15 protein-coding genes and 1 tRNA gene are annotated in these 13,927 nt (G+C 70.2%); 8 read left to right on the forward strand and 8 right to left on the reverse strand.

The window, feature by feature from the left end; all coding sequences use genetic code 11:
* The coding region (locus JWQ92_RS16880) for a YegP family protein (RefSeq protein WP_367276699.1) at positions 1-116 on the forward strand (116 nt) is incomplete at its 5' end.
* Positions 117-1,186: 1,070 nt separating this feature from the next.
* On the opposite strand, the gene JWQ92_RS00905 is transcribed toward JWQ92_RS16880, so the two are convergent.
* Positions 1,187-1,702 (reverse strand): hypothetical protein, encoded by a 516-nt coding sequence (locus JWQ92_RS00905; protein WP_297342577.1) that lies wholly within the window; start codon positions 1,700-1,702, stop codon positions 1,187-1,189.
* 172 nt (positions 1,703-1,874) lie between these two features.
* Positions 1,875-2,153 carry a hypothetical protein gene (locus tag JWQ92_RS00910; RefSeq protein ID WP_297342578.1) on the reverse strand — a complete coding sequence of 93 codons (279 nt, stop codon included), beginning with the start codon at positions 2,151-2,153 and terminating at the stop codon, positions 1,875-1,877.
* A gap of 364 nt (positions 2,154-2,517) precedes the next feature.
* On the opposite strand from JWQ92_RS00910, the gene JWQ92_RS00915 reads away from it, so the two are divergent.
* The 5 genes from JWQ92_RS00915 to JWQ92_RS00935 all read left to right on the forward strand — a co-directional run bounded on the left by JWQ92_RS00915 (position 2,518) and on the right by JWQ92_RS00935 (position 6,102).
* Positions 2,518-2,925 carry a DUF805 domain-containing protein gene (locus JWQ92_RS00915; protein ID WP_297342579.1) on the forward strand — a complete coding sequence of 136 codons (408 nt, stop codon included), beginning with the start codon at positions 2,518-2,520 and terminating at the stop codon, positions 2,923-2,925.
* Between the two features lie 108 nt (positions 2,926-3,033).
* Positions 3,034-3,939: a type II CAAX endopeptidase family protein gene (locus JWQ92_RS00920; protein ID WP_297342580.1), complete on the forward strand. Its 906-nt coding sequence runs from the start codon at positions 3,034-3,036 to the stop codon at positions 3,937-3,939.
* 209 nt (positions 3,940-4,148) lie between these two features.
* A complete protein-coding gene (locus tag JWQ92_RS00925; protein ID WP_297342581.1) occupies positions 4,149-5,090 on the forward strand; it encodes a serine hydrolase in 942 nt (313 codons plus the stop codon).
* A 12-nt stretch (positions 5,091-5,102) separates the two neighbouring features.
* Positions 5,103-5,465 carry a hypothetical protein gene (locus tag JWQ92_RS00930; protein WP_297342582.1) on the forward strand — a complete coding sequence of 121 codons (363 nt, stop codon included), beginning with the start codon at positions 5,103-5,105 and terminating at the stop codon, positions 5,463-5,465.
* A gap of 241 nt (positions 5,466-5,706) precedes the next feature.
* Entirely contained in the window at positions 5,707-6,102 is a 396-nt protein-coding gene (locus JWQ92_RS00935) for a tyrosine-type recombinase/integrase (RefSeq protein WP_297342583.1), read from the forward strand.
* Positions 6,103-6,118: 16 nt separating this feature from the next.
* Here JWQ92_RS00935 and JWQ92_RS00940 read toward each other — a convergent pair.
* Together JWQ92_RS00940 and JWQ92_RS00945 are read right to left on the reverse strand one after the other, a co-directional pair.
* Positions 6,119-6,191: transfer RNA gene (locus JWQ92_RS00940), tRNA-Thr, on the reverse strand.
* A 146-nt stretch (positions 6,192-6,337) separates the two neighbouring features.
* Positions 6,338-7,354, reverse strand: coding sequence for a thioredoxin domain-containing protein (locus tag JWQ92_RS00945; RefSeq protein WP_297342584.1), 1,017 nt, complete (start codon positions 7,352-7,354; stop codon positions 6,338-6,340).
* A 191-nt stretch (positions 7,355-7,545) separates the two neighbouring features.
* Between JWQ92_RS00945 and JWQ92_RS00950 the strand changes: the two genes are divergently transcribed.
* Together JWQ92_RS00950 and JWQ92_RS00955 are read left to right on the forward strand one after the other, a co-directional pair.
* Positions 7,546-8,643, forward strand: coding sequence for an ABC transporter ATP-binding protein (locus tag JWQ92_RS00950; RefSeq protein WP_297342585.1), 1,098 nt, complete (start codon positions 7,546-7,548; stop codon positions 8,641-8,643).
* A gap of 8 nt (positions 8,644-8,651) precedes the next feature.
* A complete protein-coding gene (locus tag JWQ92_RS00955; protein ID WP_297342586.1) occupies positions 8,652-9,935 on the forward strand; it encodes a DUF4032 domain-containing protein in 1,284 nt (427 codons plus the stop codon).
* Between the two features lie 137 nt (positions 9,936-10,072).
* On the opposite strand, the gene rlmB is transcribed toward JWQ92_RS00955, so the two are convergent.
* The 4 genes from rlmB to JWQ92_RS00975 form a co-directional block, all read right to left on the reverse strand.
* Entirely contained in the window at positions 10,073-10,993 is a 921-nt protein-coding gene (rlmB, locus tag JWQ92_RS00960) for a 23S rRNA (guanosine(2251)-2'-O)-methyltransferase RlmB (protein WP_297342587.1), read from the reverse strand.
* A gap of 40 nt (positions 10,994-11,033) precedes the next feature.
* On the reverse strand, positions 11,034-12,515 hold the full coding sequence (cysS, locus tag JWQ92_RS00965) for a cysteine--tRNA ligase (protein WP_297342588.1): 1,482 nt from the start codon (positions 12,513-12,515) through the stop codon (positions 11,034-11,036).
* Positions 12,516-12,525: 10 nt separating this feature from the next.
* Positions 12,526-13,689 (reverse strand): 2-C-methyl-D-erythritol 4-phosphate cytidylyltransferase, encoded by a 1,164-nt coding sequence (gene ispD, locus JWQ92_RS00970; protein ID WP_297342589.1) that lies wholly within the window; start codon positions 13,687-13,689, stop codon positions 12,526-12,528.
* On the reverse strand, positions 13,686-13,927 hold a 242-nt coding region (locus JWQ92_RS00975; protein ID WP_367276698.1), incomplete at its 5' end, for a CarD family transcriptional regulator. The genes JWQ92_RS00975 and ispD, both read right to left, overlap by 4 nt.

Consider the following 13,927-nt stretch of genomic DNA (forward strand, 5'->3'; position numbering starts at 1 on the left):
GCTCGGAGGGCTACGAACGAAAGGGCGGGGCCCTCAGCGGCATCGATTCCGTCCGGCAGAACGCCGCAGACGCCAATGTCGACGACCAGACGCACCCGCCCCAGACGCCCGCGTGACCGGCTTCACGGATCCCGGCTCTGATCATGTGGGCTCTGCTCGCCCTGTTGACACATCATGCTCTCGTGGCGCGGTCCGAGGGCGGGAACTCTCGGTGGCGCCCCTCGCCGGTGAAGGTGATGGCGCTCGCGACGTTTCGAGCAACGTCGGCCTCGGTGATGGATTGCCGCGCCGACCGCGACGGTCGCCACCCCTCCGACCGCGACACCAAGAACCCTTCGTCTGGTCGTCCCTCCGGGTGGAGCGTTCTTCACCGGCGGCCCACGACCGGCGGCTGCTCTCCGGGCAGCAGGTCGACGATCATGAACCTTCCTGGAACTCGTGGACCAGACTCATGCGGACAGGCTGCTGCCCGCAGGAACGCCTAGACAGGGCAGAAGGTCCTTCCGTCCCACCGAGCTCGCCGTCGCCTCGGCCCGCACCCCGTCGACGCGATCTGGTCATCTCGCATCGGCACGTGACCTCCCGAGGCCGGCACCAGACCTGTGGAGGGCCGCCAGCGGAGATGGTCGCCCCGAAGTCAGCCACGCGGGCCAGCCACCCACGACGCCAGCAACGGCGAGGCCGAGGAACCCGGCCGGGCTGAGCGCCAGCCACGAGCGCCAGCCCAGCCGCCACTGAACCCCAGCAGACCCGCGACCCCCGCGCGACCACCTATCGCGGTTACCACCAGGAACGTTGCCGCGGCTGGACCGGACAGTGTGGGAAAGCGCGTCGGCCGGCCCCGACCGGAGGTCACCACCGGGTGGCGCACTGCCATAGGAATCACCCAGGTACAGGACAGTCGCAGGCGAGGGCCACGAACGCGACCAGCGCCCAGCCATCCCCGCGAGCGGGAACGCCCGGGAGGCGTGGACTTCGGGCCAGGACAGGGCGCGGACTGGACCGAGGATCATCCCGCGCGTCTGACGCTGCCATACGGGGGCTCCAAGCGTCAGCGCCGATCCGTGGGCCTCCCACCGGCCGATTCCGCTCCGCTTGGCGACGGACCATCGCGCCAGCCGGGGTTTCGACTACCTCACGGTCCTGGGAGCCCCGGGCTGTCCGCGCTGTCGACGGATGTCGGGTCTCAGCCATGAGCGGCCGATGCACGCTCGTACTCGCCGGCACGGCCGACGCGGGGCATCCAGGAGACGATCCCGAGCAGGGCGAACACGAGCACCAGCTCGGCGACCCCGGTCAGGTAGTAGAGCGCCTGAAGGAGCCCGAAGCCGCGAATGATGGCGGTCTCGACCAGGATCCAGGTCACCATCGTGAACCCGGCGAACGTAGCCCAGCACAGTGCGGATGGGCGCCGTAGGAGCAGGAGAACGGCAGCGACCGCCTGTGTTCCACCGACGACGGCGAGGAGCAGCACGGCCGGAACCACGAAGCTTGCGAACGGGCTTCCCACCAGGAGGGCACGCGGCATGCCCAGACCGTTGGTGAACAGCATCGCGATCGCTCCGCCGATCGCGGAGACCGTGTTGAACGCGGCGACGCCGACGAGGGCTACCCACGCGAGCTTCGAGAGCCGCGTCGCAAGGCGGCGAACACTGGCAGTCCCGATGGGGAGCGAGTCGCCAGCCCTCCCGTGCGGCGTCACGGGGGCGCCTCTCGGCAGGCCGACGGGCGGTACGGGAAGGTGGCTGGCGGTCTTGACGTTTTCGTCCACGGTCGAGGGTGACCAAGCGCGGAGCGGCTGCCCAGGGCCCAAGGTCCTGCCAGCCGTCAGGTGTCCCCGACCCTGAACACGCCGCCTCCCCTACAACCGCTGGTCAATCGGCACCCTTGGCGCTTCGCGATGCGGCTGGGAACAGCCGAGCAAGGCCGATACATGCGATCGGGAGGACCACGGCGTACCCGAAGACACCGACCGTCCGCAGGCCGAACTGATTCGAGATGGGCCCCACCAGCCCGATGAGGCTGAGCGCACCGGCGATGAGCAGGCCGACTCGAACTCCGCGGTAGGGGCGGCCGGGGAACACGGCAGCGGTGCAAAGGAGGCTGACGCCGAAGAACACGTCCCAGCCAACTACATCCACCCGGTACAGCACCGACGGCCACCGCCATCCGAAGATCGGGCCGGTCAGCGCACCGAGGGCCTTGAGTTCCCGCTTACGCGCGACGCATTCAGGAGCGAGCTCTGACCGAGCTGCTCGAGCTCGCCCGCGCGGTCCTCATCGGTGTGCGCGTCGAGCGGTTCATCTCAGCGACGCGCCCCGGGCTTACCGACGCCTGCACGAAGGCACGATCGGCGGCCGCGCCGTCGTAGTGCCTTAGCAGGGGGAACAACCCGGCACGCTGCACGCCGGTTCGCGCCTCGTGAACCACGCGGTCGCCGCTCCGCGTCGGGACCTTCGGCTCTGCCATCGCGTCGCCCGTCTGCGGTTGCCTACGAGGGATCTAAGGAGGCCCCGCATGCGTTTTCACGAGTCGATCAAGACCGGGTTTCGCAAGTATGCGGAGTTCCACGGCCGAGCGAGCAGGTCCGAGTTCTGGTGGTGGATGCTCTTCACGGCGCTGGTGAGCGCCGCGCTGAGCGGCGTCCGCATCTGGCCGAGTTTCTCCTGGCTGGGCTCCAACCCTGCGGCACAATCGACCAGCGCCCTCGCCGGAATCTGGTCGGTGGTCGTCCTGCTGCCCACCCTCGGCCTCACGGTCAGACGGCTGCGGGATGCCGGACACGGATGGCGCAACATCTTCTGGCTCTTGCTGCCGCTCGCCGGACTGATCGTGCTGATCGTGCTCTGCGCAGAGCCGTCACGCTCCGAGCAGGATGGGCACGACGAGCTGGTCCCACTGATGCCTGCGGTCCCCGAGCCGTGAGCGGCGCCAGCTTCGTGCGAAGCACTGTCTCCTCAAAGACGAGCGCGGAGATGTCGCATGAGTGACAACACGACCCCCGTCGGACCGCCCTTGCGAAGCCTCAGGCCGATGAGCATGCGGACACTTCGTACCTTCTTTCTCGCGACCTTCGTCCTGTCGTGGAGTGTCGGGGTCCTCCTCAGCGTGTTCCCCACCCAGGCCGCTGGGCTGTTCGGGCCGATGAGTAACACGAACCCCGCATTCATCCTGATCGTCTACACGCCGGGGATCGTCGCCGTCGTGCTGGTCGTCTGGCACTACGGGTTCCGCGGTCTCGGCGCATATCTCCGGCGGTTCGCCCTGTGGCGCATGTCATGGAGTTGGTGGCTGCTGCTCGTGATCGGTATGCCCGCCGTCGTGTACGCCGGCGCCGCCGTCAAGGGCACGCTGGGCGACCCGTTCCCGTTCACCCCGTGGTTCGCCGTGTTCCCGGCGCTGATCCCTGCGCTGCTGATCGGTCCTCTTGAGGAGCTGGGCTGGCGGGGCGTCGCCCTGCCGCTGCTGCAGCGCAGGTTCGCGCCGCTCTGGGCGTCTCTCATCCTCGGTGTGGTCATCGCGCTCTGGCACACACCGGCGTTCTTCTTCCTCAGCGGCACGAAGCAGAGCACGTGGGCGCTCGGGCCGTTCTTCCTCGGGATCGTCGCGATCAGCGTGATCCTCACCGGGATGTTCAACGCGTCCCGAGGCAGTCTGCTCGTCGCATTCCTCTTCCACGCCCAGGTGAACGGCCCGGCATGGCCCGACGTGCAGCCGTGGGACGACTACCTCTTCGTCGCCGTCGCGATCGTCGTCGTGCTGGTGAACCGCAGGACGATGCTCACCCGCGGTGCCGGCGCGACCGCCGTGCTCTTCGGCCACGAAGCGCCTCAGTCGCCGGCGTTCCCTGCTCGACCGGATCGCCCTGCTTCCCTGTCTCCGAACGGTGTCGGCGCAAATCCGGTCGAGGCCCTGCATCTCCCAGAACCCGCGCCGTGACCGTCGTCTCCGCCCGCACTGCTCCCAGCCGGCAGGACGAGGGACCATCCGCGCCGCCGACGACGTCGAGGCGGGCATTGCTCGCCGCGGGAGCGGGTCTCGGCGCGGCAGGCCTCCTGGATCTGCTTGGTCCACACCCTGTGGGCGCGGCGTCAGGGCGTAGCGGGGACCGGACGCTGCTGGCGAGAGTGCAGCCGCATCTGCGGGGCTTGAATCGGGTCGCGATCGCGTACGTCGACGGCGCCACCACCAGATATGCGGGCATCGGCGCCGACCAGCACACACCGTTCGGGATCGGTTCTGTGTCCAAGACGTTCAGCGGGGCCGTCCTGATGGACATGGTCGCCCAAAGGGAGGTGAGCCTCGAAACGAAGGTCGGGGAGATCCTCGATGCGCACCGGTCAGAACTGGCCGAGGTGTCCCTACGGGAACTGGCTTCCCACACGGCCGGCCTACCGGACTTCACGGCGAGCGAGGCCATCAGTCAAGACATCTGGTTCGGCCTGCTCCACGCCGACGGCGAGACCCAGGACGCAGCCGGAACGGTCGCCGACGTCCTCGCCCAGCACGTGACGGGGAGGGGAACGTACTCCTACTCCACCTGCGGCATCGCTCTGCTCGCCCATCTCCTGGCTCACCGAGCCGGGACCACCTACAAGCAGCTCCTCACGCAGCGGATCCTCAAGCCGCTGTCCCTGACAGGCACTCGTCTTCCGGTGACCCAGGCCGGCCTACCCAAGGGGTGGCAGAAGGGTCTCCTCGGCGGGCGCCCCGCCGAGCCATGGACGCTGAACGGGCTGGCACCGGGTGGCGGCGTCTGGTCCACGTCCGCGGACCTCGCCACCTGGCTGCGCCTCACTCGGGACGGGCGCCAGCCCGGCGCTGCCGGGCTCGAGCCGGTCGCAGCTGCGCCTATCCCGCCCTACATGCCAGAGGCGCAGGTCGCCATCACGTGGTTCCGCGCCGACAGCCCCGGAGGAGAGCCGATGGTCTTCCACAACGGGCTGACCGGATCCCACCACGCCTTCGTCGGCTACTGCCCCCGCACCCGGCGCGGCCTCGCCTACCTCGTCAACTCATCCCCCACCGGCGGGCAGCTGCTGATGCTGCAGGGCGACCTCGTGCGGACCCTCCTGGACGAAGGGGCCTAAGGGTGGACCACGGTGACTGACATCGTCGTCATGGCCCTGACCGGCTTGCTCGCCCTCGGCCTGCTCGGCTGGACGGTCTGGAGCATCTGGCACGTCGCCCACCACACACCACCACGTCACCGTGCCCTGACGCACGTCCTGGGAATCCTCGCCGGAACCGTGGAACTCGGGGTGGCGCTTCCTGCCGTCCTGATGGGCGCCGTGGATCCGTTTCCCGTCTGGCTCGTCTTTGCCGTACTCGCAGTCGCTGCAACCGTGGCGCTCGTCTGGCGCTGGCCTGCGCTGAAGCCGGGAAAGTGGGGGCGCCCCGGCCTCATGATCGCCTCAGGCGTGCTGCTGATCGTGCTCGCAACAGCTGGCATCGCGGTGACCTGAACGGCTCGCCCGCCCGTTCGCCTCCGGTGAAGAGCCTCGACGTCTGACCCGCTTCCAAGGCGGAACCTGAGGAGCGGGCCCGATGAAAGCCATCGGCTGCGGAGAGACACCGCCTATCAGGTCGTCGTGGACGCCGCCAAGACGCAGCACGGGCAGGATCGGCGGGTCATCCTCGACCGGGTCGCCGTCGAGAGGCTGCGCTCCTGGAAGCAGCGACAGGACCGCGAGCGCGTGGCGTGGCGTGGCGTGGGAGAACCTCTATCGCGACGCCGGGTGGGTGTTCACCTACGAGGACGGGCGCCCTCTGAACCCCAACTACCTCTCCGCGACGTTCCGGCAGTTCGTGGCACGAATCGGTCTCCACCGTCTGACCTTCCTTGGCCTCCCGCACGAGCACACCTCGCTGCTGCTGCCCGCAGGGATGCCGATCACGGCGGTCTCCCAGCGTCTCGGACGCGCATCCAGCGGGATCACGGGCGATCTCTACAGCCACCTGCTCGACGACACGGATCGCCACCTGGCCGACGCGATCGAGCGGGCCCTTCGCGGCACGCAATCACGTGTGCACACACAGTGTGCACACACGACCACTTTCGGCCGGAGAGCACCTCGTGGGGAAGAAGGAAACCCCCGCTGACCAGGCGAATCATTCGAGCCGACTGCGGGACTCGAACCCGCAACCCCCTAATTACAAGTTAGGTGCGCTACCAGTTGCGCCAAGCCGGCGTGCGTCCCGAGTCTAGGGACGCCGCGCGGGCGACGCACGGCGTCCACCGACGGGAACGACGGAGCTCCCGCGCCGGACCGGCCCCCATCCGGGACGGGGCGTCCGTACGACGCGATTCCTCCGTCGATCGCGCAGCCGGCGACGGCTACTTCTTCGTCGCGGTCGGGCTCGGAGTCGAGGACGGCGCCGCACTGCCCGCGGGCGTCGGCGACGGGGTCGGCGTGAACGCCGCACCCGCGCTGAGCACGAAGGACTTGAACTGCGCCGCGTTCGCCACACTGCCCGTGTAGTACTTGCCGTTCACGAAGATCATCGGCGTGCCGATGCCCGCGCTCGGGTTGTTCAGCAGCTTGTTGATGTCGGCCTCGCTGTGCACGTCGGTGCCCGCGAAGTTCGACTTGAGGAACCGCTGCGTCGCCGAGTCCACCCAGGAGAAGTACTGCTGGTTCTTGATCGCGTTCGTGATCGCGGCGAGGTTCGTCACCTTCGCCTGCTTCGCGTAGCCGATGAGCTGATCGTCCGTGAGGCCGCTCGATCCCTCCGCCGGCTGGTTCGCGTACAGCAGGGAGTGGAACGCGTAGTACTGGTTCGGGGCGAAGTTGGCGACGGCCGCGGCCGCATTCGCGGCCCGAGTCGAGTACTTGGTGCCCTGGAACTCCCGGTCGAGGATCGACACCGGATAGATCTGCAGGGTCGCCTGGCCGCCCTCGATCAGCCCCTTGACGTAGGTCCCGTTCGTCTGCTCGAACTGACCGCAGATGGGGCAGCCGTAGTCCTCGTAGGTGCGGATGGCGACCTTGCCGGTCTGGGCGGGGCGCTGCGACGGCGTGGCACCGGCCGCCAGCGCGCCCGACGTCTCCGCGGCGAGGCCCTTCGTGATGACGATGCCGTTATCGGCCATGTTCTTCGGGCCGGGACCGGGCGGACGGATCGAGTTGACGAGCACGACGGCGACGATCGCGACGATCGCGAGCACGACGACCCCGATCCCCGCCTGCAGCACGATCCGGTTGCGCCGTTCGCGGCGCTGCTGACGCAGACGCTGCTCGCGGGCCTTCTCGCGCGCGGCGTCGCGCCGCTCGTTCTTCGACGGCCTCGGCCCGCCCGCGGTCGACACAAGTTCCTCCAGCGGTCCACCGACCTGGCGGACATCGGCCTGCATGGTAGCCGCCGCGACTATGGCGACCTGATCAGGCGCCCCGCGGACCGCGGGATCGGAGCGCCGGACGCCGCTGTGCGGGCATGCACCGGCATGCGATACTGACCGAACCGGCCGATGGCGACCGGTATGACCGATGGTCATCCTCACAACGGATCGTCCGGCACGTACCTGCCGGTGAAGGAGCTCCAACCATGGCAACCGTGACGTTCGACCACGCGACGCGTCTGTACCCCGGCGGTACCCGCGCAGCCGTCGACTCCCTCAACCTCGACATCTCCGACGGCGAGTTCCTGGTGCTCGTCGGCCCCTCCGGCTGCGGCAAGTCCACGTCCCTCCGCATGCTCGCGGGCCTCGAGGAGGTCAACGACGGCCACATCTTCATCGGCGAGAAGGACGTCACCGACATCCCGCCGAAGGACCGCGACATCGCGATGGTCTTCCAGAACTACGCCCTCTACCCGCACATGACCGTCGCGGAGAACATGGGCTTCGCGCTGAAGATCGCGGGCGTCAACAAGGACGAGCGCGCGCAGCGCGTGCAGGAGGCCGCGAAGCTGCTCGACCTCGAGCCGTACCTGGCCCGCAAGCCGAAGGCCCTCTCGGGTGGCCAGCGGCAGCGCGTCGCGATGGGCCGCGCGATCGTCCGCCAGCCGCAGGTGTTCCTCATGGACGAGCCGCTGTCGAACCTCGACGCGAAGCTGCGGGTCCAGACCCGGACGCAGATCGCCTCGCTGCAGCGCCGCCTCGGCGTCACCACCGTCTACGTCACGCACGACCAGGTCGAGGCCCTCACCATGGGCGACCGCATCTGCGTGCTGAAGGACGGCATCCTGCAGCAGGTCGGAACCCCGCGCGACCTCTACGAGCGTCCGCAGAACGTGTTCGTCGCCGGCTTCATCGGCAGCCCGGCCATGAACCTGTTCGCCACGGACCTCGTCGAAGGCGGCGTGAAGTTCGGCGAGTACACGATCCCGCTCACGCGCGACGTCATCCAGTCCTCGAGCGGCAAGCAGGTCACGATCGGCGTGCGTCCCGAGGACCTCGAGGTCGGCACGACGAAGGGCGATGGCCTTCCGGTCACCGTCGACCTCGTCGAGGAGCTCGGCGCGGACGGGTACATGTACGGGCACGCGGACATCAACGGCCGGCGCACCGACATCGTCGCCCGCGTCGACGGCCGCGCTCACGCCGAGGTGAACGACCTCGTCTACCTGCACCCGCAGCAGAACCACACGCACGTGTTCGACGTGGAGTCCGGCAAGCGGCTCTCGGCGGCGGTGTCCGCCTGAGCTATTCCATGAGCGGCTCGCTCTCCATCACCGCCGCGACCGTCGATCCGGGTCTGCTCGACCTTCCTTGGGAACTCCCTCTCGAGGATTGGCCGCTGGACCGGATCGCGGCGCTGCCGAAAGGCATCTCGCGGCACATCGTGCGGTTCGCGAACCTCTCGGGGTACGTGATCGCGGTGAAGGAGACCACCAACGAGCTCGCGACCAGGGAGTACGACATGCTCCGGACGCTCCAGCGTCTGGAGGTGCCGTGCGTCGAGCCCGTCGCTGTGATCTCCGGTCGAACGGATGAGAACGGCGGCGGGCTCGAGCCCTGCCTCGTCACCCGGCACCTGCGCTTCTCCCTGCCGTACCGGGCGCTCTTCTCGCAGACGCTGCGGCCCGACACGGCCACGCGCCTCGCCGATGCCCTCGCGCTCCTGCTCGTGCAGCTGCACATCACGGGGTTCTTCTGGGGCGACGTGTCCCTGTCGAACACCCTGTTCCGGCGGGATGCCGGCGCATTCGCCGCCTACCTCGTCGACGCCGAGACCGGCAAGATCTACCCCGGCGGCCTCTCCAGAGGACAGCGGGAGAACGATGTCGAGATCGCCCGGGTGAACATCGCGGGCGAGCTGATGGACCTCGCGGCGGGCGGCCACGTCGACGAGGACCTGGATCCCCTCGTCACCAGCGAGCGCATCGTCTCCCAGTACCGGATGCTCTGGAACGAGTTGATGGGTCGCGAGCAGTTCTCCTCCGCGGAGCGCTGGCGCATCAACGAGCGGGTCGATCGGCTGAACGCGCTCGGCTTCGACATCGAGGAGCTCTCGATCCGCACGGCGGAGGGCGGCACCGAGGTCGTCATCCAGCCGAAGGTCGTCGACTCCGGGCACCACACCCGGCGCCTCCTGCGGCTCACGGGCCTCGACGCCGAGGAGAACCAGGCCCGCCGCCTGCTCAACGACCTCGACCAGTGGCGGCACACGTTCAACAAGGGGCACCTGCCCGAGGAGCAGGCGGCACACGAGTGGGTCGCCACCGTGTTCGAGCCCGTCATCCGGGCCATCCCCCGGGAGCTGCGCGGCAAGCTCGAGCCCGCCGAGGTGTTCCACCAGGTGCTCGAGCACCGCTGGTTCATGTCGCAGCGGGAGTCGCGCGACGTACCGCTGGCCGAAGCGCTCTCGTCCTACATCGAGGACATCCTTCGGCACCGCCGCGACGAGGCCACGGTCATCGAGCCCGCGACCGGATCCGTCACCGTGCCCATCCGCATCTCCGCCGGTCCGGAGGACTGGCGCGCGACGGTGTGAGACCGTGCTCACGGCTTCAGGAGCGCGAGCACTTCTGAAGCGTCGTGGGCGGTCCGCCGCGGCACGCGCGAGCGCCGCGGCTGCCGTACCCGAGTTCTGCGTCCGACACCGGGTGGCCCGCTGACGTGCTCCGGGTGCTACTTCGTCGAGGCCCGGGAGGCCGCGATCGTGTAGAGCGCGATGCTCGCCGCCACACTCGCGTTCAGCGATTCCGTCGCCGCGCCGATCGGGATCGACACCACCACGTCGCACAGCTCGCGCACGATCCGGGACAGCCCGTCGCCCTCGCTGCCCGCCACGACGAGCAGCGGCCGGTCGGCCAGGTCGAAGGCGGGCAGCAGCACATCGCCGTCACCGGCGAGGCCCGCCACGAAGACGCCGCGCTGCTTGTACGCACTGATCGTCTGCGCGAGGTTCGACGCCATCGCCACCGGCATCCGCGCCACCGCTCCCGCCGATGCCCGCCACACCGCGGCCGTCACACCGGCCGATCGGCGCTGCGGCAGCACGACGCCATGGGCACCGAACGCGGCCGCTGAGCGGATGATCGCGCCGAGGTTCCGCGGATCCGTCACGCCGTCCAACGCCACGAGCAGCGGAGCCCCGTCTCCTGCCCGCTCGAGCAGGTCGAGCGGATGCGCGTACTCGTACGGCCGCACCGCGAGCGCGACGCCCTGGTGCAGCAGGTCGTTGCCGGTCAGCCGGTCGAGCTCGGGACGCATGACCTCGAGCACCGGCAGATCCCGGTGGTTCGCGATGGAGATCGTCTCCCGCAGGCGGTCATCGAGCTCCGCGCGCGACGCGAGGTAGAGCGTCGTGGCCGGCACCTTCGCTCGCAGGGCCTCGAGCACCGCGTTGCGGCCGGTGACCAGCTCGTCACCGGACTGCTTCCGCCGTCCGGACTGCTCCGGCCTGCGCGGCGTCTCACCGCGCTTGGCCGCGAGCCGCTCCGCCGCCTGCTTGCGCTTGTGGGCCTGGTGGTAGACCCGGTCCTCCGCCTTCGGCGTCGGCCCCTTGCCCTCGAGGGCCTTGCGGCCGTGGCCGCCGGTGCCCACCATGGGTCGCTTCTTGCCCCGGTTCGCGCCCGGGTGCCGTGCATCACCGGCCATCGATGCTCCATCTCGTACCGTCCGCGCCGTCCTCGAGCACGACGCCCGCGGCGCTGAGCGTGTCGCGCACCCGATCGGCGGCGGCCCAGTCCCTGCTGCTGCGCGCCGTCGCGCGCTCCTCGATCAGCCGCTCGACGAGCGCTGCGAGGGCGCCCCGCGTGCGGTCTCCGCCCCGGCCGGTGCTCCACGTCGTCGGATCAACGCCGAGCACACCGGCCATCGCGTGCACCGCTCCGACGGCGTGCGCGACCACGTCGCTCTCCCCCGCGTCGATGGCCTGGTTGCCGCGGCGCACCGTGTCGTGCAGCACGGCGAGGGCCTCGGGCACACCGAGGTCGTCGTCCATCGCGGTCGCGAACGCGTCGGGCACGACGGCCGCAGCAGCGCCGACGCCGGCCGCCTCGGCGCGCTCGAAGAGCCGCTCGATGCGGCCGATCGCCTCCTCCGCCTCGACGAGGGAGCCGTCCTGGAAGTCGCGGTCCGAGCGGTAGTGGGCGGCCGCGAGGGCGTACCGCACCACCACGGGTCGCGCGGCGCCGAGCAGGTCGCTCGCGAACACCGAGTTGCCGAGCGACTTCGACATCTTCTGGCCGTTCACCGTGACCAGCCCGTTGTGCACCCAGAGGCGCGCGAACGGCGCACCCGACGCCGTCGACTGGGCCAGCTCGTTCTCGTGGTGGGGGAAGCGCAGGTCGAGGCCGCCGCCGTGGATGTCGAACTCGGCGCCGAGGTAGCGCTCCGCCATCGCGGAGCACTCGATGTGCCAGCCGGGGCGCCCCCCGCCCCACGGCGCGGGCCACGACGCGGACTCGGGCTCCTCGGGTTTGTGGCCCTTCCAGAGGGCGAAGTCGCGGGGGCTGCGGCGGGCCCGCTGATCGGCGTCCTCGCCGCTCACGAGGGCGTCGCCGGTCTGGCGGGTGAGCGTGCCGTAGCCGGGCCACGACGCGACGTCGAAGTAGACGTCGCCGGATCCGTCCGTCGCCGGATACGCGTGGCCGCGGTCGATCAGCCGCTGGATGAGGTCGAGCATCTCGCCGATGTTGCCCGTGGCGCGCGGCTCGTTCGTCGGGGGCAGGACGCCGATAGCGGTGTACGCGGCCGTGAACTCGAGCTCGACGCGATACGCGTGCGCCCACCACGGATCGGAGCCGAGCGCTGCGGCGTTCAGGCTGCTGCTCGTCCGGTCCTGAACGCGCACGGCGTTCAGGCTGCTGCTCGTCGGATCCTGAACGCGCACGGCGTTCAGGATCTTGTCGTCGATGTCGGTGACGTTGCGGATCAGGGTGACCGCGTAGCCGCGGTGCTCGAGCCAGCGGCGCAGCAGGTCGTAGCTGAGCGCGGAGCGCAGGTGCCCGATGTGCGGGGACGACTGCACCGTCGGCCCGCAGACGTACATGCCGACGCGCCCGGGAACGACCGGGTCGAGCTCCTGCAGCGACTGGGACCGGGTGTCGTAGAGGCGCACGGTCACGCGCCCCATGCTACCGAGCGCCCGAGCGCGGACCTCCGGGCCTTCCGGCCTCGACGAGCGCGGTCGCGATCGCGGCGATGCCCTCGCCACGTCCCGGGAACCCCAGCCCGTCGGTCGTCGTGCCGGAGACGGCGACGGGAGCCCCGAGCGCGTCGCCGATCGCTGCCTCGATCTCGGCGCGACGGGACGCGATCCGCGGACGGTCGCCGACGACCTGCACGGCCACGTTCAGGGGCCGCCAGCCGGCCTCGGCGAGCAGCGCCGCGGTGCGGCGCACGAAGTCGAGGCCCGCACGGTCCTGCTCCTCGGGACGGTCGACGCCGAAGCGGCTGCCGAGGTCGCCGAGGCCGGCCGCGGAGAGCAGGGCGTCCGCGACGGCGTGGCAGACGGCGTCGGCATCGCTGTGCCCGGCGAGACCGGCTTCGCCGGGCCACTCGAGGCCGCCGAGCCGGAGCGGGCGGTCGGGGTCGAACGCGTGCGCGTCGATCCCGATGCCGGTGCGGATCACGGGGGCCGGGGCGAGCAGCTGCTCGGCGCGGCGGAGGTCCCACAGCGTCGTGATCTTGAACGCAGACGCCTCACCGTCGATCACCCGGACCTCGTTACCGGCCGCGGCGTAGAGGGAGGCGTCGTCGGTGTGCTCGCGGTGCGTCGTGGCGTAGGCCGCGCGGAGGAGCTCGGCGGGGAACCCCTGCGGGGTCTGCACGGCCGCGAGCGTTGCGCGGTCGAGCGTCTCCAGCACCGCCCCGTCCACGGCGACCCGCTTGACGGTGTCGGCGGGGCGCAGCGCGGGCACGATCCCTGCACCGGACGTCACGACCGCGGCGCGCACCGCGTCGAAGAGCGACGACGGGGTGAGTGGCCGTGCGGCGTCGTGCACGAGCACCACGTCGTCGTCGACGAGGGGCAGGGCCGCGGCGACGGACGCCTGCCGCGTCGGGCCCCCTTCGACGATCCGGATCGGCGGATCGGCCGGCCGGGCGCGCACAACGGCGTCGACGGCGCGCCGATGCGCGGGCGGCGCGACGACGACCACCGCCTGCACGTCCGCGCCGAGCACGGCGTCGAGTGACAGGTCGAGGATCGAACGTCCCGCGAGCGGGACGAGCGCCTTCGGCACCCCGAGACCGAGCCGCACGCCGTCGCCGGCTGCGACGACGACGACCGTGGTCAGGAGGCGAGCACCTCGTCGAGGACCGTCGACGCCTGGTCCTCGTCGGTCTTCTCCGCGAGCGCGAGCTCGGAGATCAGGATCTGGCGGGCCTTCGCGAGCATCCGCTTCTCACCGGCTGAGAGCCCCCGGTCCTGGTCGCGGCGCCAGAGGTCGCGCACGACCTCGGAGACCTTGATCACGTCGCCGGAGGCGAGCTTCTCGAGGTTCGCCTTGTACCGGCGGGACCAGTTGGTGGGCT

Origin of the sequence: Amnibacterium sp., from assembly GCF_025463795.1 — a bacterium.
Lineage (GTDB): Bacteria > Actinomycetota > Actinomycetes > Actinomycetales > Microbacteriaceae > Amnibacterium.

What these genes read in the sequence shown, in the direction of transcription:
- JWQ92_RS00915 (WP_297342579.1), top strand. Translation starts at nt 2,518, where the DNA reads ATGCGTTTTCACGAGTCGATCAAGACCGGGTTTCGCAAGTATGCGGAG.
- JWQ92_RS00920 (WP_297342580.1), top strand. Translation starts at nt 3,034, where the DNA reads ATGAGCATGCGGACACTTCGTACCTTCTTTCTCGCGACCTTCGTCCTG.
- JWQ92_RS00945 (WP_297342584.1), bottom strand. Translation starts at nt 7,354, where the DNA reads ATGCAGGCCGATGTCCGCCAGGTCGGTGGACCGCTGGAGGAACTTGTG.
- JWQ92_RS00950 (WP_297342585.1), top strand. Translation starts at nt 7,546, where the DNA reads ATGGCAACCGTGACGTTCGACCACGCGACGCGTCTGTACCCCGGCGGT.
- JWQ92_RS00955 (WP_297342586.1), top strand. Translation starts at nt 8,652, where the DNA reads ATGAGCGGCTCGCTCTCCATCACCGCCGCGACCGTCGATCCGGGTCTG.
- rlmB (WP_297342587.1), bottom strand. Translation starts at nt 10,993, where the DNA reads ATGGTGGGCACCGGCGGCCACGGCCGCAAGGCCCTCGAGGGCAAGGGG.